Raw genomic sequence first — 26,263 nt, forward strand, 5'->3', positions numbered from 1 at the left:
GCCGGTCGACCCTTCATGCCGGTCGACCCTTCATGCCGGTCGACCCTTGATGCTGGTCGACCCTTGATGCTGGTCGACCCTTCATGCTGGTCGAGTAGCCCCGCAGGGGCGTATCGAGACCCACCGTCCCCGACAGGGCCGGTCTGCGGACTCGCGTTCAGACGCCGGTGGATCTCGATGCGCCCGCTCCGCGGGCCACTCGATCAGCACGGCTTCCCGTCCCGATCGAGGGCCGGTTCGCAGCCACGAAGGGGCAAGATGGACGGCGGTCCACAAGAAGTACGGCAAGGCGTGAGCGAGGACGAACGAGCGATGAGCAGCACCACGGAGAGCACGCGCGGCGGACGGCGCCCCCGCCGCGGCAAGGACGACGGACCCCGCGCCTCCTTCTCGCAGCTCGTCCCCTATCTGCTCGAGCACCGCGGCATCCTCTCGGTCGTGGTCGTGCTCAGCCTGTTCGGCGCCGCCGCCAGCCTCGCCCAGCCGCTCGTCGTCGGCCAGGTCATCACCCGCGTGCAGGACGGTCTCGACCTCGGCCCGCTGGTCTGGGCGCTCCTCGTGCTCGTCGTCGCCTCCGGCCTCATCTCCGGCTTCGCGCACTACCTCCTCCAGCGCACCGGCGAGGGCATCGTGCTCTCCAGCCGCCGCCGGCTCGTCGCGCGGCTGCTTCGCCTGCCGATCCGCGAGTTCGACGCCCGCCGTACCGGCGACCTCGTCTCCCGCGTCGGCTCCGACTCCACGCTGCTGCGCGCCGTGCTCACCCAGGGCCTCGTCGACTCGATCGCCGGCTCGCTGCTCTTCGTCGGTGCGATCGTCGCCATGGCGATCATCGACTGGGTGCTGCTGCTGATCATCGTGGTCGTCGTCGCCGTCGCGCTCGGCGCCGCGCTGACCCTCGGTCGCGGCATCCGCGTCGCCAGCCGGAAGGCGCAGGAGAAGGTCGGCGACCTCGCCGCCGCCGTCGAGCGCGCGATCAGCGCCGTCCGCACCATCCGCGCCGCCGGCGCGACCGACCGCGAGATCGCCGTCGTCGACACCCACGCGACCGAGGCCTACCGCCTCGGCATCCGCGTCGCGCACATCTCCGCGCTCGTCGTCCCGGTGGCCGGCATCGCGATGCAGGTCGCCTTCCTCGCCGTCCTCGGCGTCGGCGGCTACCGCGTCGCCTCGGGCGCGATCGACATCGCGCAGCTGGTCTCGTTCATCCTCTTCCTCTTCATGATGGTGATGCCGCTGGGCAACTTCATCGGCGCGATCACCTCGGTCAACTCGGCGCTCGGCGCGCTCGGCCGGATCCAGGAGATCATCGATCTGCCGATCGAGGGCGACGGCGAGCGCGACGGCGGCGGGCTCGGCCCGGGCGTCGCGGACTCCGCGATCGCCTTCGACGACGTCGTCTTCTCCTACGACGAGAAGGCCCTCGACGCCGACGAGGACGCCCGCGACCGCACCGTCCTGCGCGGCGTCTCGTTCACCGTCCCGCGCGGCAAGCGCACCGCCCTGGTCGGCCCGTCCGGCGCCGGCAAGAGCACGATCCTCGCGCTGATCGAGCGCTTCTACGACCCCGAGGCCGGCGTCGTCCGGCTCGGCGGCGTCGACATCACCGCCATCGACCGCGACGCCCTCCGCGCCCAGATCGGCTACGTCGAGCAGGACGCGCCGGTGCTGGCCGGCACCCTCCGCGAGAACCTCGTGCTCGGCCGACCGGACGCCTCCGACGAGGACTGCCTGCGGGTGCTCGAGGCCGTGAACCTCACCGACGTGCTCGAGCGCAACCCGCTCGGACTGAACGCGCCCGTCGGCGAGAGCGGCGTCATGCTCTCGGGCGGAGAGCGCCAGCGCCTCGCCATCGGGCGCGCGCTCCTCGCGGCCCCGCCGATCCTGCTGCTCGACGAGTCCACCTCGAGCCTGGACGGCCTCAACGAGCAGCGCCTGCGCCTCGCGATCGACGCCGTGGCCGAGAACCGCACGCTGCTCGTGATCGCGCACCGCCTCTCGACGGTCGTCGACTCCGACCAGATCGTGGTGCTGCAGAAGGGCGAGGTCGTCGGGATCGGCACGCACTCCGAGCTCGTCGAGTCGACGCCGCTCTACCGCGACCTGGCCAAGCACCAGCTGCTGGTCTGAGCGCGGCCCCGGCCCGGTCAGCGCGGCGGCATCCGCAGCGCGCCGTCGAGGCGGATCACCTCGCCGTTGAGCATCGGGTTCTCGATCACGTGGCGCACGAGCGCGGCGAACTCCGACGGCCGGCCGAGCCGGGCCGGGTGCGGCACCGCCTCGCCGAGGGCGGCGCGCGCCGCCTCCGGCAGCCCGGCGAGCAGGGGGGTGTCGAAGGTGCCGGGCGCGATCGAGACGACGCGGATCAGCGCGGACGCCAGCTCGCGCGCGAGCGGCAGGGTCAGCGCGGCCACGGCGCCTTTCGAGGCGGCGTAGGCCGCCTGCCCGATCTGCCCCTCGAAGGCGGCGATCGACGCCGTGGTGATCAGGACCCCGCGCTCTCCGTCGACCGGCTCGCCCTCGGCGATCGCGGCCGCCGCGAGCCGCAGGACGTTCAGCGTGCCGACGGTGTTGATCCGCAGGACGCGCTCGAAGGCGTCGAGCGCCAGCGGCCCGTCACGGCCGAGGAGCCGACCCGGCGTGGCGACGCCGGCGCAGGTCACCGCGATCCGCAGTCCCTCGGCAGCCGTCACGGCCCGCTGGACCGCATCGGCGTCGAGGACGTCGCCCGAGATCCGCAGGACCGACTCCGGCAGGTCGGCGCTGTCGAGCGCCGCCGGCAGGTCGAGCACGACGACTCGCGCTCCGGCCTCGGCGAGGGCTCGCGCCGTTGCGGCCCCGAGCCCCGAGGCTCCCCCGGAGACCAGCGCCGCGCAGCCCTCGACGCGCATCAGGGGGCGATCGTCGGCGCGGGCGCGTCGGTGGAGAGCGCCTCGGCGGAGCAGTCGGTGAGGGTGCGGTCGTAGTCGGCGATCGCCTCCTGCGCGGCCAGCCACTCCGTCTCGCTGAGCGAGCCGTCCGGCGCCGGGGGCCGCTCGTTGAGGCCGTAGCGCGCGAGGCACCGGGTGATCAGCTGCGAGACCGTGTCGCCCTCGGTCACCGCTCCGGTCGCGACGGGCGTCGGCTCGGTCGCCCGGATGGTCCGCGCGGGCGTGGCACCGGAGTCGGGCACCTCGGCCGGGTCCAGCGTGCAGCCCGCGAGCGGGGCCAGCAGCAGCACGGCCGCGACGGCCGACGGCAGGCGGGCGGCGCGGAGCCGGGAGCGCTCGGGCATGGACGACCTCGGGAGTGGATGACGGCGGAGGACGGCAGGGCGCCGGAGGAGCGGTGCCGGCCGGGTTCGTGGCGAGCGTAGCGCAGGCGCTCGGACCGGGGCGTCCGGGGTGCGCGGAACGACGGGCCGCGGCCCTGACGGGGGGTCAGGGCGCCGCGAGCGCCCACATCGCCACCGCGCTCGCCGCCGCGACGTTCAGCGAGTCGATCCCGTGCCGCATCGGGATCTGCACCGCGACGTCCGCGGCGGCCAGCGCCTCGGCGGTGAGCCCCTCCCCCTCGGTGCCGAGGACGAGCGCGACCCGCTCCGGGGCGTCCACCGCGAAGTCACGCAGCGGCACCGCCTCCGGCGTCAGCGCCATCGCGGCGATCGAGAAGCCGGCCCCGTGCAGCAGCGCGCGCGTGCTCGGCCAGTCGCCCACCCGCGTCCACGGCACCTGGAGCACCGTGCCCATGCTGACGCGGATCGCCCGGCGGTAGAAGGGGTCGGAGCAGCGCGGGGTCACCAGCACGGCGTCGGCGCCGATCGCGCCGACCGAGCGGAAGATCGCGCCGACGTTGGTCGGGTCGACCACGTTCTCGAGCACGACCACGCGGCGCGCGTCGGCGAGCAGCGCCGCCGGGTCGGCCAGGACGGGACGGTCCAGCGCAGCGATCAGGCCGCGGTGCAGCGTGTAGCCGGTCAGCTCGGCCAGCAGCTCACCGGGCCCGGTGAACACCGGCACGTCGCGGTCGCCGAGCAGCCGCTCGGCCTCCTCGACCGAGCCCCCGAGCGAGAGCACCGAGCGCGGCCGGTGACCGGCGGCGAGCGCCCGCTCGAGGACCAGCGCCGACTCCGCGAGGTAGAGCCCGTGCGGGCCGCGGGCGTTCTTCAGCGCGACGTCCGTGGCGTGCGCGTAGTCGCGCAGCCGGGGATCCTCGAGCGAGCGGACCTCGATCAGCTCCACGGATCAGGCGAAGGGGTCGGGGGTGAGCGTGTACTTCGTGCTGAGGTACTCGTGAATGCCCTCGAGCCCGCCCTCGCGGCCGAGCCCCGACTGCTTGACGCCGCCGAAGGGCGCCGCGGCGTTCGAGACGACGCCGACGTTCAGGCCCATCATCCCGGTGGCGAGCCGCTCGATCATCCGCTGGCCGCGGGCGAGGTCGCGGGTGAAGACGTACGAGACGAGCCCGAACTCGGTGTCGTTCGCGAGGGCGACCGCCTCGTCCTCGTCGCGGAACGGAACGATCGCGAGCACCGGGCCGAAGATCTCGGTGCGCAGGATCTCGCTGCCGGCCGCGACCCCCGCGAGCACCGTCGGCTCGTAGAAGTGCCCCGCTCCGTCGATGCCGTGCCCGCCGACCCGGACCTCGGCGCCGCGCTCGACGGCGTCCCGGACCAGCGAGGAGGCCTTCTCGACGGCGCGGTCGTCGATCAGCGGACCGATCGTGACGCCCGACTCGGTGCCGCGGCCGACGGTCAGCGCGCGGACGCGCTCCGTGACGCGGGCTGCGAACTCCTCGGCGAGCGACTCGTGCACGAAGAAGCGGTTGGCGGCCGTGCAGGCCTGGCCGATGTTGCGGAACTTCGCGAGCATCGCGCCCTCGACTGCGCGGTCGAGATCGGCGTCCTCGAAGACCACGAACGGCGCGTTGCCGCCGAGCTCCATCGAGGTGCGCAGGACGCCCTCGGCCGCCTGCTGCAGCAGCGTCCGCCCGACCGGCGTCGAGCCGGTGAAGGAGAGCTTGCGCAGCCGCGGGTCCGACAGGATCGGCTCCGACACCGCTCCGGCCGCGGAGGTGGTGACCACGTTGACGACGCCGTCCGGCACCCCCGCCTCGGCGAGCAGGGCCGCGAAGGCGAGCGTCGTCAGCGGCGTGAGCTCGGCGGGCTTCACCACGACGGTGCAGCCGGCGGCGAGGGCCGGGGCGATCTTGCGCGTCGCCATCGCGAGCGGGAAGTTCCACGGGGTGATCAGATAGCACGGGCCGATCGGGTGCTGCGAGACGATCATCCGCCCCGTGCCCTCCGGGTTCACGCCGTAGCGACCCGAGATGCGCACCGCCTCCTCGCTGAACCAGCGGAGGAACTCGCCGCCGTAGGCGACCTCGCCGAGCGCCTCCGCGAACGGCTTGCCCATCTCCAGCGTCATCAGCAGCGCGAAGTCGTCCTTGCGCTCCTGCAGCAGGTCGAAGGCGCGGCGGAGGATCTCCGCGCGCTTCCGCGGCGCCGTCGCGGCCCAGGCCGGCCCGGCCTCGACGGCGGCGTCGAGCGCCCGCAGGCCGTCCTCCGGAGTCGCGTCGGCGATGGTGCGGATCACCTCGCCGGTGGCCGGATCCTCGACGTCGATCGTGCCGCCGCCCGAGCCGTCGACCCAGGCGCCGCCGATGAGCAGCTGCGACGGGACGCGGGCGAGCAGGGCCGCCTCGGCGGCGCTTCGAACGACGGAATCACTCACGAGAACACTCTTCCTGTGCGGATCGAGTCGCGCGGACCCCGCACGACGATGCTTCTCAGTCTACGACCGCCCCCTGACTCACCTCAGGAGCCGGTCACCCCTGTGGACGACGGAGCCCCTGTGGAGGAGGGAAGCACGGTGGAGGAGATCTCGACGCGCACGCCCGCCTCGGCCAGCTCGCGCAGCGCCGCGGCGCTCGCCTCGGGCGAGACCCCGGCGACGAGGTCGGACAGCACGCGCACCTCCAGGCCGGCCGCGCGCGCATCGAGGGCCGAGGCCCGGACGCAGTAGTCGGTGGCGAGCCCGACGACGTCGAGCTCGGTCACGCCCAGGCGCTCGAGCAGCGCCGGAACCGGCGCGCCGTCGTCAGCGGTCCCCTCGAAGGCCGAGTAGGACGGCTTCCCCTGGCCCTTGCGGATGTGCACGTCGACCGCGTCGACCGCGAGCGCCGGGTGGTACTCCGCACCGGCCGTCCCCGCCACGCAGTGCACCGGCCAGGTATCGACGAAGTCGGGCTCGGCGGCGAAGTGCCCGCCGTTGTCGGAGTCGCCGTCGTGCCAGTCGCGCGAGGCGAGCACCGTCGCGTAGCGGCCGGCGCTCGTGGCCAGGTGGGCGGTGATCCCCTCCGCGACGCGCGTGCCGCCGGCGACGGCGAGGGCGCCCTCCTCGGTGAAGTCGTTCTGAACGTCGACGATCAGGAGTGCCGTGGTCATGGTGGTCCTCTCGGAGCGGGAGCGGGAGCGGGGCGGTGCGGGAGCGGTGCGGGCGGGCCGGTCAGGAATCGGAGAGCGCGCCGCCGCAGCGGTAGACGCCGGTGACGAGCGTGTCGATGGCGGACTTCGCCGAGTCGGAGACGTCGCCGAGCGCGTAGACCGCGAAGGTGAGCGCCGTGCCGTCCTGGGCGTCGACGACGCCGGCGAGCGTGTAGCCGGTGTCGATCCAGCCGGTCTTCGCGCGGACGGCACCGTCGGCCACCGCGTTGTCGCCGGCGAACCGGTCGGCGTAGGAGAGCGAGCCGGTGCGCCCCGAGACCGGGAGGCCGTCGAGGAGGACGCCGAGCGGCCCCTCCCGCGCCTGGACCTTCCGCAGCAGGCTCGTGAAGTAGGCCGGAGCCACCGCGTTGTCGTCGCTGAGTCCCGAGCCGTCGACGATCGTGATGCCGGCCGTGTCCACTCCGTAGCCGGCGAGACCCTGGAGGACACCCGCCTGCTCCGCGCCGAAGTCGTTGCCGGAGCCCGTCCGGATCGCGACCAGCCGCGCGAGCATCTCGGCGATCGCGTTGTCCGAGACGAGCAGCATCTGCTGCACGAGCGTGCTCACCGGGGCCGACTCGACGGTGCCGAGCACTCGCGCTCCGGCCGGGGCGGTGCCGGTGCTCACCATCGGCGAGCCGGACAGCTCGTCCGCGAAGGCGTCGCCCGCCCGGCCGATCGGGTCCTCGCCGCGGCGAGAGGTAGCGGCGGTCGGATCCGCGCGGTCGCCGTCGACCTGCAGGGCGGTGATCTCGGGCATGTAGCCGTCGGTCTGCTCCTTGCGGTTCCAGCTCGGCTGCCAGGTGTCGCCGGAGTAGAGCGAGGCGTCGAGCATGACGGACGAGATCGCGGTGCCCGCGGTCGCCGGGTCGGCGTCCCAGGCGGCCTCGACCTGCGCGGCGAGGTCGTCGAGGTGCGCGGCGCCGGCGTAGACCGACTCCTGACCACTCGGCAGGCGGCTGAGCGTGAGGTCGCCCCCGCCGACCAGCACGACGCTGCCGGGAGCGTCGCCCGCGACCACCGTCGTGGCGATGCGCGTGTCGGGGCCGAGGACGGCGAGCGCGCTGGCGGCGGTGAGGATCTTCAGGGCGGAGGCGGTGCGCGAGGCGGTCGTGCCGCCGCGGTCGAAGAGCACCTCGCCGGTCGCCGCATCGACGACCCGCGCCTGCATCGAGCCGAGGCGCGGATCCGCCGCGAGCTCGGCGACGGAGCAGGTGCGCAGCGCCTCGGTTGTCTCGGTGCCGGCCGGGCGGGCGGTCGGCGTCGGCGTCGGCGTCGGCGTGGCCGTCGTCGTCGCGGTGGCGGGTGCAGAGGCGGTGGGCGCCGCGGCGGGAGTCGCCGTGCGGCCGATCGCCGTCCCTGCGCCGAAGGCTCCGACGCCCAGCAGCACGGCGACGACGGCTGCGGCGGCCACGAGGGCGCGCGGTCGGCGGCGGGGCGGGGTGTCGGTCATCCGAACCAGGGTAGCCGGACGGGATCGACGGGGCCTGGGGGCGAGGGATCCGTTCGAGGGATCCGAGGCGTCGGCTGCACGTGCGGCTGCACCACGGGAAGGAATGCGGAGCCGCCTGTCGGAATCGAACCGACGACCTTCTCATTACGAGTGAGACGCTCTACCGACTGAGCTAAGGCGGCGTGCTCGCGAGGCGCTGGCCCCGGACACGATTACACAGCATAGCCTGCTCGCGGGCCGGGGCGTGAATCGGTGCGCGCAGCCCGCCGGCTACTCGGCGAGCGCGCCGCGCAGCTCCTCGAACGAGTGCACGATGAGTCCCGGGAGCGCGTCGCGACCGTCGTGGTCGACCCAGCCGGCCCAGGCGTGCCGCATGGCGGCGAGGCCGAGCAGGGTGAGCATCCGGGCCCGGCTGCGCACCGCCTCGGCGTCCGTCCCGCCGCGGGTGAGGCGCTCGGCGACCAGATCCTCGATCGCGAGCTCGAACTCCCGCATGCCGGCGATCTTGAGGCCGACCAGCTGCGGGTGCTCGCGGAAGAGGCTGCGCCGCAGCAGGTGCAGCTCGCGGTCCTCCTCCCCCGGGACCTCCGCCGCCGCGACGAAGACCGCCTGCAGATCGACGAGGAGCGGCGCGTCGCCCGCCAGGAACGCGGCGGCCGTCTCGTCGGAGATCACCGGGAGGCCGCCGACCAGCGCGTCCTCCTTCGAGGCGAAGTAGTTGAAGAAGGTGCGCGTGGAGACGTCGGCCGTCCGCGAGACGTCCTCGATCGTGACGCGGTCCGGCCCGCGCTCGCTCGCGAGCCGCAGCACGGCGGTCTCGATCGCGCGCCGGGTCGCGAGGCGCTTGCGCTCCCGGAGTCCCGGCTGCTCCGGCGCGCCGCGGCGCTCCTGCTCGGTCAGCACTGCGGGTCCTCCTCGGGGACGACGCCCTCGAGCAGGTACGCGTCGACCGCGTCGTTCACGCACGAGTTCGACTTGTTGTAGGCCGTGTGGCCCTCGCCGTCGAAGGTCACGAGGTGCCCGTCGGACAGCTCCTCCGCCAGCGCCTGCGCCCAGACGTAGGGGGTCGCCGGGTCGTTGGTGGTGCCCACCACGAGGATCGGGCCCGAGCCCTCCGCCGTGATCGGCGCGCGCGAGCCCTCGAAGGCGGCCGGCCATTCGCCGCAGAGGATGTCGCCGTAGGCGAGGTAGCGGCCGAGCGTCGGCGCCGCCGCTTCGAGCTCCGCGGCGTCCGCCCGCATCGACTCCGTCTCGGCGTCATAGGCGTAGTCGACGCAGTTGATCGCGAGGAAGGCCTCGGTCGCGTTGTCGGAGTAGTCGCCGTCGGCTGTCCGGCCGTTGTAGGCGTCCGCGTACTGGAAGGCGATCTCCGCGCCGCCCTGCCGCACGTCCGTCAGCATCTCGCTCAGCCCGCCCCAGGAGGAGGCGGAGTAGAGCGGGTAGACGATCGCGGTGAGCAGCGTGCTCGATCCGAGCTGCCGGCCGTCCTGGGCGCGGATCGGCGAGGCGTCGACCCGCTCCAGCATCGCGGCGACCTGCGCCATCGCCTCGTCGACCGTGCCGGTGAAGGGGCAGCCCTCGCCGCCGAGGCAGGCGGTGAGATACGCGCGCAGGGCGCTCTCGAAGCCGATCGCCTGCTCGCGGACGACGTCGAGCGAGGTCGCGGCCGGGTCGATCGCGCCGTCGAGCACGAGCCGGCCGACGCGATCGGGGAAGAGGCCGGCGTAGGTGGCGCCGAGGAAGGTGCCGTAGGAGTAGCCGAGGTAGTGCAGCGACTCGTCGCCGAGCGCCGCGCGCAGCACGTCGAGATCGCGGGCCGCGCTGGTGGTGCCGACCTCGGGCAGCAGCGCTCCGCTGCGCTCCTCGCAGGCGGCGGCGAAGGCGGCGGACGCGGTGCGCTGCGCGGCGATCCACTCGTCGCTGCCGCGCTCGCCCGGGACGATGTCGTAGAGGTAGGAGTCGAGTCCGGCGGCGTCGAGGCAGGACACCGCGGTCGAGGCGCCGACGCCGCGCGGGTCGAAGCCGACCACGTCGAAGCGGGCGGCGAGCTCGTCGTCCACGGCGAAGTCCAGGCTGTCGCGGATGAGGTCGACCCCGGAGCCGCCGGGCCCGCCCGGGTTGACCAGGAGGGAGCCGATCGCGTCCCCGCCCGTCGCCGGGTGGCGGACCAGGGCGATCGAGGCGGTTTCGCCGGCCGGGTCGTCCCAGTCGAGCGGGACCGTCGCGTCGGTGCACTGCATGCCCTCGCCGCAGTCGTCCCAGACCAGGACCTGGCCGTAGTACTGCTCGAGAGCGGCGTCGACGGCCTGCGGGGCGGGGGTGGAGGTGCGCTCGGGCGAGGGTCCGGGAGCGAAGCAGCCGGAGAGCAGTGCGACCGCTGCGCCGACCGCGGCGAGCGCCGACCAGCGGCCCGGGCGCCTCACGCGGCCACCGGGCGCCGTGCGGCGACCACGAGCATCGCCTCGAGGGCGAGGACGGGCGAGACGTTCGCGTCGATGCGCTGCCGGGCCTCCGCCACGGCGTCGAGCACCGCGAGCGTGCGCTCGGGGGCGGTGGCCGAGGCGAGTGCCGTCATCTCGCTCCGCACCTCCTCGTTGATCACGCCGCCGGGGGCGCCGAGCTGGAGGCGCACGACATCGCGGTAGAGCGAGAGCAGGTCGACGAGGATGCGGTCGAGGCCGTCGCGGAGGCTGCGCGTCGCCCGGCGCTTCTGGTCCTCCTCGAGGGTGCGCAGCTGCGAGCGGAGCTGGGCGGGGATCGTGCCGCCGGGCTCGACGCCGAGCGACCGGAGCGCCTGCTGGCGCTCGACCTCGTCGCGCTCGAGCGTGTAGGCCTTCGCGTCCTCGGTGGCGACCTCGATCATCCGCGCGGCGCCGAGCACCGCGTCGGACACCCCGCGCAGGCTCAGCGCGATCCGGAGGGTCTCCTCGCGCCGCTCGCGGGCGTTCGCATCGGTCGCGAGCCGGTGCGCCATGCCGATGTGGCTCTGGGCCTGGCGGGCGGCGCGCTCCGCCGTCTCCGCGTCGACGCCGTCGCGGCGCTCGAGCAGGCCGGCGACGTCCTCGACGCTGGGGACGCGCAGGCGCACCGAGCGCACCCGCGAGCGGATCGTCGGCAGCAGGTCGGCCTCGCTGGGCGCGCAGAGGATCCAGACGGTGCGCTCGGGTGGCTCCTCGAGCGCCTTCAGCAGCACGTTCGAGGTGCGCTCGCTCATCCGGTCGGCGTCCTCGATGACCATCACCCGGTAGCGCGAGACAGACGGCGAGTACTGCGAGGACGAGACGAGACGGCGCACCTCCTCGATCGAGATGATGACGCGCTCGGTGGCGAGGACCGCGAGGTCGGGGTGCGAGCGGGCGGCGACCTGCGCGCAGTCCGGGCACTCGCCGCAGCCGCCGCGGCGGCAGAGCAGCGCGGAGGCGAACGCGTAGGCGAGGTTGGAGCGGCCGGAGCCGGGCGGCCCGGTGATCAGCCAGGAGTGGGTCATCGAGGTCGACTCGTGCCCCCTCTCGTCGCGGGGGGTCGAGGCGTCGCGCAGGGCGCCGATGGCGTGCTCCTGGCCGACGAGCTGGCTCCAGACGGTCACGGGTCCAGGCTAACCGCGAGGTCCGACAGCGGGCCGGGCGTCGCGGGGACCGGGGACGAGCAGGGGCTCGATGCGGGCGCGGACCGCGGCGGCGAGCTCCTCGACGGGACGGCTCGCGTCCAGGACGAGGAAGCGCTCCGGGTCGCCCGCGGCGAGGTCGAGGAAGGCCTGCCGGACGCGGCCGTGGAACTCTGCCTTCTCCGCCTCGAGCCGGTCGTAGCGGGTGCGCGCGGCGTCCAGCCGGGTGCGGGCGACGGCGGGGTCGAGGTCGAGCAGGACGGTGAGGTCGGGGCGGAGGTCGCGGGTCGCCCACTCCGAGAGGGAGCGGACCTCCGCGGCGTCCAGCACCCGGCCGGCGCCCTGGTAGGCGACGGAGGAGTCGATGTAGCGGTCCTGGACGACGACCTCGCCCCGCTCGAGCGCGGGCCGGACGAAGGTGCCGATGTGCTGCGCGCGGTCCGCGGCGTAGAGGAGCGCCTCGGCCCGCGGATCGATCTCGCCGCGGTGGTGCAGCACGATCTCGCGGATCTGCACGCCCACCTCGGTGCCGCCGGGCTCGCGGGTGCGCCGCACGGTCTCACCGCGCGAGCCCAGCCACTCCTCGAGCAGCCGGGCCTGCGTGGTCTTGCCCGCGCCGTCCCCGCCCTCGAGGGTGACGAACAGCCCGGTCACGACTCCGTCGAGCCCGTCGCCTCCGCCGCAGTGCTGCGGGCGCGGGTGGTGGCCGGCTTCTTCGCGGCGGTGGTCTTCGCCGCCGTCGTCTTGGCGGCCGTCGTCTTCGCCGCCGTGGTCTTGGCCGCCGTCGTCTTGGCCGTGGTCGCCTTCGCCGCCGTGGTCTTCGCGGCGGTGGTCTTCGCGGCGGTGGTCTTCGCGGCGGTGGTCTTCGTCGCCGTCGCCTTGGCCGCCGTCGTCTTCGCGGCGGGCTTCTTGGCCGGGGCGCGCTTGGCCGGGGCCTTCTTGGGCGCCGGACTCTTCGCCCGCTTGTCGGCGAGCATCTGCACCGCCTGCTCGAAGTCGATCTCCTCGATCGGCTGGCCCTTGGGGATCGTGACGTTGGTCTCGCCGTCGGTCACGTAGGCGCCGAAGCGGCCGTCGCGGATCCGGATCGGCTTGCCGCTGACCGGGTCGGCCTCGAACTCCGCGAGGGCGCTCGTGGCGCGCTTGGCGCCGTACTTGGGCTGGGCGAACACCTCGAGCGCGGTCGGCAGGTCGACCTCGAAGATCTGGTCCTCGCTGGTGAGCGAGCGGCTGTCCGTCCCCTTCTTCAGGTACGGGCCGTAGCGGCCGTTCTGCGCGGTGATCGGCTCACCCGACTCCGGGTCCTCGCCGACGGTGCGCGGCAGGTCGAGCAGGCGCAGCGCGGTGGCGAGGTCGACGGTCGCGACGTCCATCGACTTGAAGAGGGAGGAGGTGCGCGGCTTGACCGCGGCCGCCTTCTTCGCGCCGCGCTTCGCAGCAGGAGCGGAGACGGGCTCGACGACCTCACCGGTGGCGGGGTCGGCGGTGGTCTCGGGCTCCGGGTCGACCTCGGTCACGTACGGGCCGAAGCGGCCGTCCTTGACCACGACGGTCTTGCCCGAGTCCGGGTTGCTGCCCAGCACGCGGTCGGTCTGCACGGGGGCGTCGACGAGCTCCTGCGCCTTCGCGGGCGTGAGCTCGTCCGGGGCCAGCTCGAGCGGCAGGTTGACCCGGCGCGGCGTCTCCTGCCCCTCCTCCTGGGCGACCTCGAGGTAGGGCCCGTACTTGCCGATGCGCAGGGTGATGTCGTCGGTGATCCGGACCGAGTTGATGCTCTTCGCGTCGATCTCGCCGAGGTTGTCGACGACGTGGCGCAGGCCCGGCTGGTCGCCGCCGCCGAAGTAGAAGCGGTTCAGCCAGTCGACCCGGTCCTCCTCGCCGCCGGCGATGCGGTCGAGGTCGCCCTCCATCGCGGCGGTGAAGTCGTACTCGACGAGGTCGGAGAAGAACTCCTCGAGCAGGCGCACCACCGAGAAGGCGATCCAGTTCGGCACGAGCGCCGTGCCGCGCGGCGTGACGTAGCCGCGGTCGACGATCGTCGTGATGATAGAGGCATAGGTCGAGGGGCGCCCGATCCCCAGCTCTTCGAGGGACTTGACGAGGCTCGCCTCCGTGTAGCGCGGGGGCGGCGAGGTCTCGTGGCCCTTGGCCTCGACCTCGGCGACGACGAGGCTCTGGCCGACCTCGAGGACGGGCAGCTTGGCGTCCTTCTCGTCGCGGGCGCCGTGGCGCTCCTCGTCGCGGCCCTCCTCGTAGGCGAGCAGGAAGCCGCGGAAGGTGATGACCGTTCCCGAGGCGGTGAACTCGGCCGTGCGCTCGGTGTCGCCGGCCGGGTTGGCGAGCAGGGTGACCGTCGCGGTCGACCCCTTGGCGTCGGCCATCTGCGAGGCGACGGTGCGCTTCCAGATCAGGTCGTAGAGGCGGTGGTCGTTCCCGCGGAGGGTGCCGGCGAGCTGGTCCGGGGTGCGGAAGGTCTCGCCCGCGGGGCGGATCGCCTCGTGCGCCTCCTGCGCGCTCTTGTTCTTGCCGGAGTAGAGGCGCGGCTTGTCCGGGACCGTCTCGGCGCCGTAGAGCGAGGCCGCCTGCGAGCGGGCGGCGTTCAGCGCCTGCTGCGAGAGGTTCGGCGAGTCGGTCCTCATGTAGGTGATGAAGCCGTTCTCGTAGAGCGACTGCGCCACGCTCATCGTCTGGCGCGCCGAGAAGCGGAGCTTGCGCGCCGCCTCCTGCTGGAGCGTCGAGGTGGTGAACGGGGCGGCGGGGCGCCGCGAGTAGGGCTTGGACTCGAGGTTCGAGACGCGGACGAGCGTCTTCGGGTCGCGCAGCGCCTCGGCGAGGGCGCCGGCGGAGGCCTCGTCGAGGACGGTGACGTCCCCCTTCAGCTGACCGCGGTCGTCGAAGTCGCGGCCGCTGCCGATCCGCTTGCCGTCCAGGCGCGCCAGGCGGGCGTCGAACGCCGCCGAGGCGTCGGCCTCGGGGGCGAGGACCGTGGCGAGGTCCCAGTAGGAGGCGGAGACGAAGGCGAGGCGCTCGCGCTCGCGGTCCACGACGAGGCGCGTGGCGGCGGACTGCACGCGGCCGGCGGAGAGGCCGGGCCCGACCTTGCGCCAGAGGACCGGGGAGATCTCGTAGCCGTAGAGGCGGTCGAGGATGCGGCGGGTCTCCTGCGCGTCGACGAGGGAGGTGTCGATGTCGCGGGTGTTGTCGCGGGCCGTCTGGATCGCGTCCTTGGTGATCTCGTGGAAGACCATTCGCTTGACGGGGACCTTGGGCTTGAGCTCCTCGAGGAGGTGCCACGCGATGGCCTCGCCCTCGCGGTCCTCATCCGTCGCGAGGAAGAGCTCGTCGGCGTTCTTCAGCGCGCGCTTGAGGTCGGCGACCGTCTTCTTCTTCTGATCGGAGACGACGTAGTAGGGCTCGAAGCCGTTGTCGACGTCGACGGAGAACTTGCCCAGCCCGCCCTTCTTGAGCTCGGGCGGCAGGTTCTTCGGCTCGATGAGGTCGCGGATGTGCCCGACGGAGGCGAGCACCTCGTAGCCCTCGCCCAGGTACTGGGCGATGGTCTTGGCCTTCGCCGGCGACTCGACGATCACCAGCTTCTTCGTGCCGGACACAGTTCTCCTCGATTGATGCTGTCGGATCGGACGCTCAGCGAGTCCGACGGGTCCCCTTCGGCGGGGAGGCGGTGCGCGGCGTCCGCAGGAGGAACGACGATCCGTTCGCGTCGGCTTCGGGGCGCCCGACAGGCACACCATACACACTGACTCCGGGCGTCCCTCGCCGTCGTCCGCTCGCCGCGCGCTGGGAGCACTCCGGCCGCCGCCCGGGAATCCGCCGAATCGGGAGGACCGCACCCGGTGACGGATCGCGGCGATCGGCGCATGATGAGGGGCATGGCAACGACGCACACCACCTCCGCTCCGACCACCTCCGCCTACACCGCGAAGTTCCTCGACGGGCCGCTCGAGGGCAAGACGCTCCGCCGCTCCTACGGCGAGGCGACGGCCCCGGCGGGCCGCCTCGAGATCCCGGCCGCCCGCGAGGGCACCCGCTACCTCTATCTCCTCGCCGGCGCTCTCGAGCACGACGAGGGAGCGGGCGCGCTGCCCACCGCGGCGGCCTACCGCTACCTGCGGGTGAGCGCCGACTGAGCCCCGGTCCCACCGGGCGGATCGGACGCCGGCGACCCGACCGAGCGCGGGCGCACGCTGCCGTTGCGCCCCGGGCGCGGCGGGAGCCGTGGCCGCCGTCCCCGTCGCGGGAGGAGCGTCACGGCGGCGGCCCGGCGCGCGACCGGGCGGGGAGCGCGAGCGGCCCGACGGACACGACGACCTCGACGATCGCCACTCCTCCTTCCACCGCGCAGCCCGCGACGGTCGCCGTCATCGCCCCCGCGACGCGCTCGGCCGCCCCGCACGGCTCGCCCGGCAGCAGCCCGGAGGCCACGTCCGCCGCGGCGAGCGCCGCCGCATCCGCCGCGGCCACGGCACGCTGGTGCCCCGCGACTCCCCCGCAACCGGCGAGCACGGCCGCGGTCACGAGGATCGTCCCCGCGACGACGCCGACCGCGACGACCGCCGCCGAGCCGTCCTCCCCTGCGCGGTCCGGCTCCCGCCGGGGGATCACCGCCCTCCGCCCAGCGCGCAGGACCGGACCGAGACCGGCAGCTCCAGCGCCGGCAGCGGCCGGAGCCGCGCGGCGACGTCCACGCAGACGAGCTCGCCGTCCGCGGAGGTCGCGACACTCGCTCCCGCATCGACCCGCGCGACGGGCCGACCCGGATCGTCCCCCCGCGCCAGCGACCGGGCGCCGTCCGCCGCTGCGTCGACCAGCCGGACGTACTGCGCCGAGGCCGCCACCGAGCCGAGGCAGAGCGCCAGCACGACCACCACCGCCGGCAGCACGACCGCCAGCTCGGCCGTCGCGGAGCCGTCCTCACCTCGACGGCCGTCGCCGGTCCGCATCCCGGCCTCCTCCGCTCCCGTCGCCACGCGGGCACCACTCGGGAACCGCACCGCTCATCCGCCCGCGGTGAGCGCCCGGGTGACCAGGTCCGTGAGGATCCCGCGCACCTCGTCGCCCTTGAGGATCACCACCAGCAGACCTGCGAAGCCGACCGCGGCCATCGTCGCGATCGCGTACTCGGCCGTGGCCGAGCCCTCCTCGTCGCGCCATCCGCTCAGCGGCCCCGCATCCCAGGCAGGGTCCGGGAAGCGCTCCCGCCCGGCACCGCCCGTCCCTCGTCCGATCGTCCCCGCACCACTGCTCCGACTGCCGTTCATCCGCTCGCTCCGTTCGTCGTCACTGCCCCCACTCGAGGATCGCCGAGCACGGAGCGGGTCGGGGTGGCGAGCTCGCGAACGGTGGACAAGAGGAGAGAGGAGCGGCCTGTGGAGAGCTCCCGCGGGACCGCTCACCGCTGCCCCGCGAACGTCGACAGCAGCACCGAGATCATCATCGGAGCCACGCCCAGCAGGAGGAACGCCGGCAGCACGCAGACTCCGAGCGGCAGCAGCAGCGTCACACCGAGCCTCGCCGCCCGCTCCCGCGCCTCGGACGCGGCCCGCACCCGCGCCAGTGCCGCCTCGCTGCGCAGCAGCCGGCCCGCGGGCACCCCTGCCGCGCTCGAGAGCGCGAGCACAGGCTCCGCCGCGGCCAGCGCGGGCGGCCCCGACGCGAGCCCGCACTCGGCGAGCGCCGCCAGCACCCGCTCCCGCCCGCCCCCGATCGATCCCCCGCCCGCGAGCGCGACCGCGAGCAGGTCGAGCGCCAGCCCCGGTGCCGGGTCCCCCGGGCCGGCGCCGCGGACGAGCCGGCGCGTCCACGCCGCGGCACCGAGCATCAGCCCGAGTCCGCCCACCAGGCAGACGAGTCCCGGCACCGTCCCGATCAGCACACCCAGCACATCGAAGCCCAGCAGCGTGCCGAAGCCGAGCGCCACCAGCGGCAGCCCGCCGACCACCCGGCTCGTCGCGAGCGGCCCCGCCAGGGCGACCTCGATGTCGCGCCGCGCCCGGCCGAGCTCCCGCAGGGATTCGGCCAGCTCGCCGAGGGCCGCGGCGATCGGCGCCCCGGAGTCCGCGGCGACCCGCCAGCAGGCGGCCAGGGCCGCCCAGGCCGTCTCCTCGCCGCGATCACGCGAAGGCCGCGCGGCGCCTCCCCTGCGGCGAGGGACCCGCTCCCGCTCCCGCCGCCCCTCTCCTCGGCGGGAGGCGGGCACGCCCGCCAGGAGCGCCGCCGTCACGTCCCCGCCGCGCGCCGCCTCGACCGCCACCGCGCGCAGCAGCCGACGACGTCGTGCGGCACCCGCCGCCTCCGAGTCGTCCGACGCCGCGAGGTGCGCCAGCGCCGACGCCGGCGCGACGCCCGCCGCGAGCAGCACCGAGAGGCGGTGCACCACGGCCGCGACCTCGTCGACCCCCTCCCCGCGCTTCACGGCGAGCCCCGCTGCGGCACGGCGCCCTCCTCGATCCGGAGCCGCCCGGCGTGATCGAGCCGGAAGCAGCCCGACGCGGCGAGCCGGCGCCGACCGCCCCGTCGCTCGAGGTGCAGCACCAGGTCGATCGCGCTGACCGTCTGCCGCGCGACCGCCTCCGGGCCCATGCCCGCGAGCGAGCCGAGCGCCTCCAGCCTCGCGGGCACGTCGGCGAGCGAGTTCGCGTGCAGCGTCCCCGCGCCGCCGTCGTGCCCGGTGTTCAGCGCCGAGAGCAGATCGCGCAGCTCCACTCCGCGGCACTCGCCGAGGACGAGCCGGTCCGGCCGCATCCGCAGGGCCTCGCGGACGAGACGGTCGAGGCCGACCCCGCCCGCTCCCTCGAGGTTCGGCTGGCGCGCCTCGAGCGAGACGACGTGCGGATGCGCGGGCCAAAGCTCGCCGACGTCCTCGATCACGACCAGGCGCTCGTGCGACGGCGCGCAGCCGAGGAGGGCGCCGAGGAGCGTGGTCTTGCCCGATCCCCCGGCGCCGGTGATGAGCAGGTTCCAGCGCGCGGCGACGGCCCGGCGCAGCAGGCCGCGGCCCGCGTCGTCGAGCATCCCCGCCGCGTGCAGCTCGTCCAGACTCCAGGCATCGGCCCGCGGCACGCGCACCGAGATCAGCGTCCCCGCGGTCGCGACCGGCGGCAGCACCACGTGCACGCGGACCCCGTGCTTCAGCCGCACGTCCACGCACGGGCTCGCCTCGTCGACGTGCCGTCCGCCGGCCGCGACCAGCGACACCGCGAGCCGCCGGGCCCCCGCGGCGTCGAGGGTCCAGGACGGCTCCCGCACCGCGCCGCCGCCGCGGTCGAGCCAGAGGCCCGAATCCCCGTTGACGAAGAGGTCGGTCACCGCCGGGTCGGCGGCGAACGGCGCGAGCAGGCCGAGCGCCGCCGCCGCCGGACGGACCGGCGCGGGCCGCAGTGCCTCGCCGGCATCCTCTCCCGGCGGGCGAGGTGCATCCGGGCGGTAGGCGGCGGGAATGAGCGGGACGAAACCGGTGGTCATCCGGGAACGCTAGGAGCGCGCGCCCTCCGGTGGCGCGCCGAAGGCCGCATCGGTGGACGTCAGCGCCGAGGACGTCCCTGGGGAGGAGCGACGAGCTCGGGATCGGCGTCGTTTCCGCGAGCCGGAGGTCCACCGGTCGAAGCTCGGGCACGCGATTCGAGCCCCGGCACGCCGGAACCAGCCGATCCAGCGTGCCGAAAGCGTTTCCGCGAGCCGGAGGTCCACCGGTCGGAGCTCGGGCACGCGATTCGAGCCCCGGCACGCCGGAACCGGCCGATCGGGCGTGCCGGATGTGTTTCCGCGAGCTGGAGCTCCAGCAGTCGACACTCGGGCACGCGATCCGTGCTCCGGCATGCCGGAATCGGCCTGTTCAGCGTGCCCAGCGTGTTCGGGCGAGCCGAAGGTGCAACCGGCCGATGCGGCCCGGCCGTCCGGATCCTCCGGGGAGCGGGACGCTCGACCAGCGGAGGGAAGAGAAGGGGGCGGCACCCATTGGGGGGAACAGGTGCCGCCTCGGCGGCGCTGGATTGGGGGGAATCACTCGCGCCGCTGAGCCGAAGTTCATTCGGCCGTATGCAACGTTAGGGCACGGAGGCGATTTCGCCAAGTCGGATCCGCGTTCTGAGCCGACTCTTCACGAAACCCCGCCGGACGGTCAGCTTCGCGTCGTCCCCTCCCCACCCGTGAGCCGGACGCTACGGTGGTCCGGAACCGACCACGCCGGCCGGCGCACGTCGCACTCGCGAAGGAGCGAATCGCAGATGTACACACCCCTCGACGCGTCCGGGGCCGCAGGCTCGAGCGCCATCGACAGCCTCCAGCAGGAGACGCGCCGCTTCCCGCCGCCCGCCGAGTTCGCCGCCGACGCCGCCGCGACCGCCGGGCAGGCCGAGCAGGCCGCCGCCGACCGCCTCGCCTTCTGGGCCGACCGCAGCCGCGAGCTGCTGCACTGGCACCGGCCGTTCACGCGCACCCTCGACTGGAGCGAGCCGCCCTTCGCGCGCTGGTTCGACGACGGCGAGCTCAACGTCGCCTACAACTGCCTCGACCGGCACGTGCTGGCCGGCCACGGCGACCGCGTCGCGATCCACTGGGAGGGCGAGCCCGGCGACAGCCGCGACCTGACCTACGCCGAGCTCACCGCCGAGGTGAAGCGCGCGGCCAACCTCTTCACCAGCCTGGGCGTGCAGGCCGGCGACCGCGTCGCGATCTACCTCCCGATGATCCCCGAGGCCGTCATCGCGATGCTCGCGGTCGCCCGGCTCGGCGCCGTGCACTCGGTCGTCTTCGGCGGCTTCAGCGCCGAGAGCCTGCGCGCGCGGATCGACGACGCCGAGGCGAAGCTCGTCGTCACCGCCGACGGCGGCTGGCGGAAGGGCTCGGTCTTCCCGCTCAAGCCCGCGGTCGACGCGGCGCTGGCGCTGGACGGCGGCGCGTCGAGCGTCGAGCACGTCCTCGTCGTCCGCCGCGGCGGCAACACCGTCGAGTGGAGCGCCGGCCGCGACCTGTGGTGGCACGAGGAGATCGTCGCGGTGGACGCCGACCACGTCGCGCGGCCGTTCCCCGCCGAGCAGCCGCTGTTCATCCTCTACACGAGCGGCACGACCGGGAAGCCGAAGGGCATCCTGCACACCAGCGGCGGCTATCTCACCCAGGTCGCGTACACCCACCGCACGGTCTTCGATCTCAAGCCCGAGACCGACGTCTACTGGTGCACCGCCGACGTCGGCTGGATCACCGGACACAGCTACGTGGTCTACGGCCCGCTCGCGAACGGCGCCACCCAGGTGATGTACGAGGGCACCCCCGACACCCCCCACGCCGGACGCTGGTGGGAGATCATCGAGAAGCACGGCGTCACGATCCTCTACGCCGCCCCCACGGCGATCCGCACCTTCATGAAGCTCGGCCGGCAGATCCCACAGCGCTTCGACCTCTCGAGCCTCCGCCTGCTCGGCTCGGTCGGCGAGCCGATCAACCCCGAGGCCTGGATCTGGTACCGCGACGTCATCGGCGGCGGCCGCACCCCGATCGTCGACACCTGGTGGCAGACCGAGACCGGCGCGATCATGGTCTCGCCCCTGCCCGGCGTCACGACCCTGAAGCCGGGCTCGGCGCAGGTCCCCGTCCCCGGGATCTCGATCGACGTCGTCGACGACTCCGGCGCCCCGGTCGGCGCGGGCTCCGGCGGGCTGCTGGTCATCACCGAGCCCTGGCCGTCGATGCTGCGCGGCATCTGGGGAGACCCGGACCGCTACGTCGAGACCTACTGGTCGAAGTTCGGCGACCGCTACTTCGCCGGCGACGGCGCCCGGCTCGACGAGGACGGCGACCTCTGGCTGCTCGGCCGCGTCGACGACGTGATGAACATCTCCGGCCACCGCCTGTCGACGGCCGAGATCGAGTCGGCCCTCGTCTCGCACCCGGTGGTCGCCGAGGCGGCCGTGGTGGGCGCGGCGGACGAGACCACCGGCCAGGCCGTCGTCGCCTTCGTCATCGCCAAGGCGAGCCAGGCGGAGGCGCTCGCGAGCGGCCACGACGAGCTCGAGGCGACGCTCAAGGCGCACGTCGCCGAGCACATCGGCGCGATCGCCCGGCCGAAGCGCATCTTCATCGTCCAGGAGCTGCCGAAGACCCGCTCCGGCAAGATCATGCGCCGGCTCCTGCGCGACGTGGCCGAGGGCCGGGCCGTCGGCGACACGACCACGCTCGCCGACACGCAGGTGATGTCCGTCATCTCCTCCGCGGTCGCCGCCGACGACTGAGCCCCGGACGGCCGAGCCGCTGAGGGCCGAGCCGCAGCGTGCTGAGCCTCGAACGCCGAAGGGCGCCGCCTCCCGAGGGAGAGCGGCGCCCTTCGGCGTCGAGCCGGGACCCGGTTCAGGCGAAGGCGACGATCAGCTCGACCTCGACCGGTGCGTCGAGCGGGAGCTCCGCCACGCCGACGGCCGAGCGCGCGTGCTTGCCCGCCTCGCCGAAGATCTCGCCGAGCACCTCGGAGGCGCCGTTGATGACGCCGGGCTGGCCGTTGAAGCCGGGGGCGGAGGCGACGAAGCCGGTCACCTTGACGATCCGGGTCACGCGGTCGAGCGAGCCGATCACGTCGGCGATCGCCGCGAGCGCGTTCAGGGCGCAGATGCGGGCCAGGTCCTTCGCGACCTCGGGCTCGACGCCCGCGCCGACCTTGCCGGTCGCGGGCAGGGCACCGTCGACGAACGGGATCTGCCCGGCCGTGAAGACCAGGTTCCCCTCGACCACGGCCGGGATGTAGGCGCCGGCCGGCACCGCGACCGCGGGGAGCTCGATGCCCAGCTCGGCCAGGCGCTCGGCGATCACGCGCCGGCCTCGGCGACCGGGCGCTTGAGGTACGCCACGAGCCCGCCCTCGGGACCGGTGACGATCTGGACCAGCTCCCAGCCCTCGGAGCCCCAGGTGTTCAGGATCGCGGTGGTGTTGTGGATCATCAGCGGCGTCGTGATGTATTCCCAGCGGGGGACGGACATGGCTCTCCTCGTGAGGCAGGGGTGCGGGTGCCGGGCGGTCCGCACCCGGAGGAGCCGGCGCCGGCGGGTCGAGCGCCGCGTCCGGTGTCAGGAGCGGCGGTTACGCTGATTCTATGTCGGGGGCAGTCGGGAACAGGGTCGTCACGTCCATCGGCGCCGCGGTCGGAGGACTGATCGGGATCGTCGCCATGAGCGTCATCGCCGGAGTCCTCGTCGCGGCGTCGGTCACTCCGGCGATCGCGCTCGGCGGGATGGCCGCGAACAACACGGTCACCATGTTCGACAACCTCCCGGGCTACCTCGAGATCGGCACGCTCGCCGAGAAGAGCGACGTCTACGCGAAGGGCGCGGACGGCCAGGACGTGCTCCTCGCCTCGTTCTACGCGCAGAACCGCGTGGAGGTCGGCTGGGACGACATCTCCCCCTTCGTCAAGGACGCGGTCGTCGCCTCCGAGGACCCGCGCTTCTACGAGCACGGCGGCATCGACCTGCTCGGCACGATCCGCGCCGCGGCCACGGTCGCCTCCGGCGGCAACGTGCAGGGCGGCTCGTCGATCACCCAGCAGTACGTCAAGAACGTGCTCGTGCAGAAGGCGGAGGCGCTCTCCGACCCGATCGAGCGCGACGCCGCCTACCGCGAGGCCACCGAGACCACGGCCGAGCGCAAGGTCGCCGAGATGCGCCTCTCGATCGGGCTCGAGAAGGAGTACCCGAAGAACGACATCCTGCTCGGCTACCTCAACATCGCGCTCTTCGGCGGCACCGTCTACGGCATCGAGGCGGCGGCGCGGTACTACTTCGACACCAGCGCGCGCGACCTCACCCTCGCGCAGTCCGCCGCCCTGATCGCGATCGTGAACAACCCCGAGAAGTTCCGCTTCGACCGGCCCGACGACCCGGCCAACCTCGCGGCCGATGGCTACCCCGAGACCCTCAACCGCCGCAACTACATCCTGACCCGGATGGGGATCGAGTCGAAGGTCACCCCGGAGCAGATCGCCGAGGCGTCCGCGACGCCGGTCGTCCCCGCGATCACGGAGCCGAGCACCGGCTGCCAGACCGCCGGCATCGCGGCCTACTTCTGCGACTACGTGACCTGGGTGATCAAGAACGACGACGCCTTCGGCGCCAGCCAGGACGAGCGCGACGCGACCTTCAAGCGCGGCGGCTACCAGATCTACACGACCCTCGACTCCGATCTGCAGGAGGCCGCGGTCGCCGCCACCGAGGACTGGGTGCCGAAGTCGATGGCCCGGGTCAACATCGGCAGCGCGAGCGTCTCGGTCGAGGTCGGCACCGGCCGCATCCTCGCGATGACGCAGAACAAGGACTACTCGAACGACCCCGACGTCAGCGGCGCCAACTACACCAGCGTCAACTACAGCACCGACTTCGGCTACGGCGGCTCCAGCGGCTTCCAGGTCGGCTCGACCTACAAGGTCTTCACCCTCGCCGAATGGCTGCAGGAGGGCCGGGCCCTGAACGAGACCGTCGACGGCACCCGTCGCGCGTACACGACCTTCCGCGACAGCTGCGAGCCGGACGGCACCTACTACGGCGGCGAGCCCTGGGACCCCAAGAACGATGAGGGCGGCAACGGCGGCGTCTACTCCGCGCTCGACGCGACGAAGGGCTCGATCAACACCGGCTTCGCCGCGATGGCGCAGCAGCTCGACCTCTGCGGCATCCGCAACACCGCGCTCGCGATGGGCGTGCACCGCGCCGACGGCACCGAGCTGCAGAAGTTCGCGCCGACCATCCTCGGCACCAACGAGATCGCGCCGCTGACCATGGCGACCGCCTTCGCCGGCTTCGCGAACAAGGGCACCGTCTGCACGCCGATCGCGATCGACCGGATCGTCGACCGCAGCGGCGCCGACGTCGCTCCGCCCGCGAGCGCCTGCACGCAGGGCCTGTCGGAGGAGGTCGCCGCGACCGCCGACTTCGCCCTGCAGCAGGTGATGACGGGCGGCACCGGCCGCGCCTCCGCGACCGGCACCGGCGTCCCGCACATCGGCAAGACCGGCACCACCGACAACGCGGTCCACACCTGGATGGTCGGCGCCAGCACCGAGGTCGCCACCGCCACCTGGGTCGGCAACGTCAGCGGCTTCACCTCGATGCGCGGCTTCAGCCTCAACCGCGTCAACGCCGGGCAGGTGCGCCACCAGATCTGGCCGCGGATCATGCGCGTCGCCGATCAGAAGTACGGCGGCTCGGCCTTCCCCTCGCCCCAGCAGTCGCTCGTCGACGCGCCGCAGCAGGCGGTCCCGGAGGTGACCGGCCAGAACCCGGCCGCCGCCACCGCGCGCCTGCGCGAGCTCGGCTTCGTCGTCTCGGTCGACCCGACGCGGGTGCCGTCCGACCGGCCCGCCGGCTCCGTCGCCCAGACGAACCCGCCGGCCGGATCCCGACTCGCCCGCGGCGCGGCGATCTCACTGCAGATCAGCGCCGGTCCGTCCACCCCGCCGCCGGGCGGCTGAACCCGGGCGGTCCCCCGGGCCGCGTCGGGCAGACTGTACGCGGCCGCTCCCGCGGCACCGCCCCGACGAGAGAAGGATCCATGACCGGACGCAGCAGCGCTCGCCCCCTCACCACGGCCCTCGCGGCCGTCGCCGCCGTCGGGAGCGCCGCCGCCGTCTGGGGCATCGCCGTCGAGCGGACGATGTTCACGGTCCGCCACGAGTCGGTGCCCGTCCTGCCCGCGGGCTCCGCACCGCTCCGGATCCTGCACTTCTCCGACCTGCACATGGCGCCGTGGCAGACGAAGAAGCAGGACTGGCTGCGCTCGCTCACCGCCCTGGCCCCCGACCTCGTCGTGGGCACCGGCGACAACCTCGGGCACCGCGACGGCGTCCTCGGCATCCGCCGTGCCCTCGAGCCCTTCGCCGGCGTGCCCGGCGTCTTCGTCCACGGCTCGAACGACTACTTCGGCCCCCGGGTGAAGAACCCGCTGCGCTACTTCCGCGGTCCGTCGAAGAACCCCGCGCGCAACGCCAGCGACCTCGACACCGCCGCACTGACCGGGTTCTTCACCGACGAGCTGGGCTGGCAGGACCTCAACAACACCGCGCACGCCCTCACCGTCCGCGGCACCCGCGTCGAGCTCTTCGGCGTCGACGACCCGCACATCGGCCTGGACCGGATCGACCTCGTGGCGGGCGCCGTGGACGAGCTGCGGGCCTCGGCCGAGGATCCGGCCGGCGTGAGCATCGGCGTCGCGCACGCGCCCTACCAGCGCGTCCTGGACGACTTCGTCGCGCGGGGGGCGGAGGTGATCCTCGCGGGCCACACCCACGGCGGCCAGGTCTGCGTGCCCGGCTTCGGCGCACTGGTGACCAACTGCGACATCCCCCGCGACAAGGTCTCCGGCTTCTCCACCTGGGACAACGGCCTGCACAGCTCCTTCCTCAACGTCTCCGCGGGAGTGGGCACCTCGATCTACGCGCCGGTGCGCTTCGCCTGCCGACCCGAGGTCAGCCTGCTGACGCTCGAGCCGGTGGCCTGAGCGGTCAGGCTCGAGGCGCCGCGACCGGTGTCCGACACCGCCGCGGAAATCGGCTACTATTGACGAGGCTCGTGAGCGGTTCACCGCGAAGAGTCCACCGGGGTGTGGCGCAGCTTGGTAGCGCGCCTCGTTCGGGACGAGGAGGTCGTGGGTTCGAATCCCGCTACCCCGACCGGTGAGAAGCCCGGCCAGGATCGATGATCCGGCCGGGCTTCGTCGTTTCCGCGGTGCGGACGGACAGAGCGACGTCGCA

At 73.7% G+C, this 26,263-nt stretch carries 23 protein-coding genes and 2 tRNA genes; 6 read left to right on the forward strand and 19 right to left on the reverse strand.

Annotation, left to right across the window (positions count from 1 at the left end; genetic code table 11):
* Positions 1-312 precede the first annotated feature (312 nt).
* A complete protein-coding gene (locus C1I64_RS11270; RefSeq protein WP_123447672.1) occupies positions 313-2,127 on the forward strand; it encodes an ABC transporter ATP-binding protein in 1,815 nt (604 codons plus the stop codon).
* Positions 2,128-2,144: 17 nt separating this feature from the next.
* On the opposite strand, the gene C1I64_RS11275 is transcribed toward C1I64_RS11270, so the two are convergent.
* From C1I64_RS11275 to topA, 12 genes are all read right to left on the reverse strand, one after another.
* Positions 2,145-2,888: an SDR family NAD(P)-dependent oxidoreductase gene (locus C1I64_RS11275; protein WP_127887263.1), complete on the reverse strand. Its 744-nt coding sequence runs from the start codon at positions 2,886-2,888 to the stop codon at positions 2,145-2,147.
* The gene (locus tag C1I64_RS11280; RefSeq protein WP_127887264.1) at positions 2,888-3,271 is read right to left on the reverse strand and encodes a hypothetical protein; all 384 of its coding nucleotides are present in this window, start codon (positions 3,269-3,271) and stop codon (positions 2,888-2,890) included. The genes C1I64_RS11275 and C1I64_RS11280 overlap by 1 nt, the downstream gene beginning before the upstream one ends.
* Positions 3,272-3,416: 145 nt before the next feature.
* Positions 3,417-4,217, reverse strand: a complete 801-nt coding sequence (locus tag C1I64_RS11285; protein ID WP_127887265.1) for a TrmH family RNA methyltransferase — start codon at positions 4,215-4,217, stop codon at positions 3,417-3,419.
* Positions 4,218-4,220: 3 nt separating this feature from the next.
* Complete coding sequence (locus tag C1I64_RS11290; RefSeq protein WP_127887266.1) at positions 4,221-5,708, reverse strand: NAD-dependent succinate-semialdehyde dehydrogenase; 1,488 nt, start codon at positions 5,706-5,708, stop codon at positions 4,221-4,223.
* 83 nt (positions 5,709-5,791) lie between these two features.
* Entirely contained in the window at positions 5,792-6,421 is a 630-nt protein-coding gene (locus tag C1I64_RS11295) for an isochorismatase family protein (protein WP_127887267.1), read from the reverse strand.
* Between the two features lie 61 nt (positions 6,422-6,482).
* The gene (dacB, locus tag C1I64_RS11300) at positions 6,483-7,913 is read right to left on the reverse strand and encodes a D-alanyl-D-alanine carboxypeptidase/D-alanyl-D-alanine endopeptidase (protein WP_127887268.1); all 1,431 of its coding nucleotides are present in this window, start codon (positions 7,911-7,913) and stop codon (positions 6,483-6,485) included.
* Between the two features lie 109 nt (positions 7,914-8,022).
* Positions 8,023-8,095 (reverse strand) — tRNA-Thr (locus tag C1I64_RS11305).
* Between the two features lie 88 nt (positions 8,096-8,183).
* Positions 8,184-8,816 (reverse strand): TetR/AcrR family transcriptional regulator, encoded by a 633-nt coding sequence (locus tag C1I64_RS20095; protein WP_164874522.1) that lies wholly within the window; start codon positions 8,814-8,816, stop codon positions 8,184-8,186.
* Positions 8,810-10,336 carry an alpha/beta hydrolase gene (locus C1I64_RS11315; RefSeq protein ID WP_127887269.1) on the reverse strand — a complete coding sequence of 509 codons (1,527 nt, stop codon included), beginning with the start codon at positions 10,334-10,336 and terminating at the stop codon, positions 8,810-8,812. Before C1I64_RS11315 ends, C1I64_RS20095 begins: the two co-directional genes overlap by 7 nt.
* Positions 10,333-11,499, reverse strand: coding sequence for a DNA polymerase III subunit delta' (locus C1I64_RS11320; RefSeq protein WP_123705195.1), 1,167 nt, complete (start codon positions 11,497-11,499; stop codon positions 10,333-10,335). Before C1I64_RS11320 ends, C1I64_RS11315 begins: the two co-directional genes overlap by 4 nt.
* A 9-nt stretch (positions 11,500-11,508) precedes the next feature.
* Positions 11,509-12,171: a dTMP kinase gene (tmk, locus tag C1I64_RS11325; RefSeq protein ID WP_127887270.1), complete on the reverse strand. Its 663-nt coding sequence runs from the start codon at positions 12,169-12,171 to the stop codon at positions 11,509-11,511.
* The gene (topA, locus tag C1I64_RS11330) at positions 12,168-15,128 is read right to left on the reverse strand and encodes a type I DNA topoisomerase (protein WP_127887271.1); all 2,961 of its coding nucleotides are present in this window, start codon (positions 15,126-15,128) and stop codon (positions 12,168-12,170) included. Before topA ends, tmk begins: the two co-directional genes overlap by 4 nt.
* Before the next feature lie 279 nt (positions 15,129-15,407).
* Here topA and C1I64_RS11335 point away from each other — a divergent pair, with 279 nt between their 5' ends.
* Entirely contained in the window at positions 15,408-15,665 is a 258-nt protein-coding gene (locus tag C1I64_RS11335) for a hypothetical protein (protein ID WP_123447682.1), read from the forward strand.
* A gap of 118 nt (positions 15,666-15,783) precedes the next feature.
* Here C1I64_RS11335 and C1I64_RS11340 read toward each other — a convergent pair whose 3' ends face one another.
* The 5 genes from C1I64_RS11340 to C1I64_RS11360 form a co-directional block, all read right to left on the reverse strand.
* A complete protein-coding gene (locus C1I64_RS11340) occupies positions 15,784-16,140 on the reverse strand; it encodes an Rv3654c family TadE-like protein (RefSeq protein WP_244209455.1) in 357 nt (118 codons plus the stop codon).
* Complete coding sequence (locus C1I64_RS11345) at positions 16,137-16,478, reverse strand: TadE family type IV pilus minor pilin (protein WP_127887272.1); 342 nt, start codon at positions 16,476-16,478, stop codon at positions 16,137-16,139. The genes C1I64_RS11340 and C1I64_RS11345 overlap by 4 nt, the downstream gene beginning before the upstream one ends.
* Positions 16,479-16,532: 54 nt before the next feature.
* A complete protein-coding gene (locus tag C1I64_RS11350) occupies positions 16,533-16,796 on the reverse strand; it encodes a DUF4244 domain-containing protein (RefSeq protein WP_127887273.1) in 264 nt (87 codons plus the stop codon).
* A gap of 131 nt (positions 16,797-16,927) precedes the next feature.
* Complete coding sequence (locus C1I64_RS11355; protein WP_127887274.1) at positions 16,928-17,950, reverse strand: type II secretion system F family protein; 1,023 nt, start codon at positions 17,948-17,950, stop codon at positions 16,928-16,930.
* Positions 17,947-18,999: a TadA family conjugal transfer-associated ATPase gene (locus C1I64_RS11360; protein ID WP_127887275.1), complete on the reverse strand. Its 1,053-nt coding sequence runs from the start codon at positions 18,997-18,999 to the stop codon at positions 17,947-17,949. Before C1I64_RS11360 ends, C1I64_RS11355 begins: the two co-directional genes overlap by 4 nt.
* Before the next feature lie 761 nt (positions 19,000-19,760).
* Here C1I64_RS11360 and acs point away from each other — a divergent pair.
* Positions 19,761-21,764: an acetate--CoA ligase gene (gene acs / locus C1I64_RS11365; RefSeq protein ID WP_127887276.1), complete on the forward strand. Its 2,004-nt coding sequence runs from the start codon at positions 19,761-19,763 to the stop codon at positions 21,762-21,764.
* A gap of 115 nt (positions 21,765-21,879) precedes the next feature.
* On the opposite strand, the gene C1I64_RS11370 is transcribed toward acs, so the two are convergent.
* Together C1I64_RS11370 and sp36 are read right to left on the reverse strand one after the other, a co-directional pair.
* Positions 21,880-22,335 (reverse strand): RidA family protein, encoded by a 456-nt coding sequence (locus C1I64_RS11370; protein WP_208645116.1) that lies wholly within the window; start codon positions 22,333-22,335, stop codon positions 21,880-21,882.
* The gene (gene sp36, locus C1I64_RS20100; RefSeq protein WP_164861113.1) at positions 22,332-22,502 is read right to left on the reverse strand and encodes a Sp36 family protein; all 171 of its coding nucleotides are present in this window, start codon (positions 22,500-22,502) and stop codon (positions 22,332-22,334) included. The genes C1I64_RS11370 and sp36 overlap by 4 nt, the downstream gene beginning before the upstream one ends.
* 113 nt (positions 22,503-22,615) lie before the next feature.
* Here sp36 and C1I64_RS11375 point away from each other — a divergent pair, with 113 nt between their 5' ends.
* From C1I64_RS11375 to C1I64_RS11385, 3 genes are all read left to right on the forward strand, one after another.
* Positions 22,616-24,985, forward strand: coding sequence for a penicillin-binding protein (locus C1I64_RS11375; protein ID WP_127887277.1), 2,370 nt, complete (start codon positions 22,616-22,618; stop codon positions 24,983-24,985).
* An 80-nt stretch (positions 24,986-25,065) separates the two neighbouring features.
* Positions 25,066-26,010: a metallophosphoesterase gene (locus C1I64_RS11380; protein ID WP_127887278.1), complete on the forward strand. Its 945-nt coding sequence runs from the start codon at positions 25,066-25,068 to the stop codon at positions 26,008-26,010.
* 98 nt (positions 26,011-26,108) lie between these two features.
* A tRNA-Pro gene (locus C1I64_RS11385) sits at positions 26,109-26,182 on the forward strand.
* The last annotated feature ends 81 nt before the right edge of the window (positions 26,183-26,263 follow it).

This window comes from Rathayibacter festucae DSM 15932 (genome assembly GCF_004011135.1).
Classification (GTDB): Bacteria; Actinomycetota; Actinomycetes; order Actinomycetales; family Microbacteriaceae; genus Rathayibacter; species Rathayibacter festucae.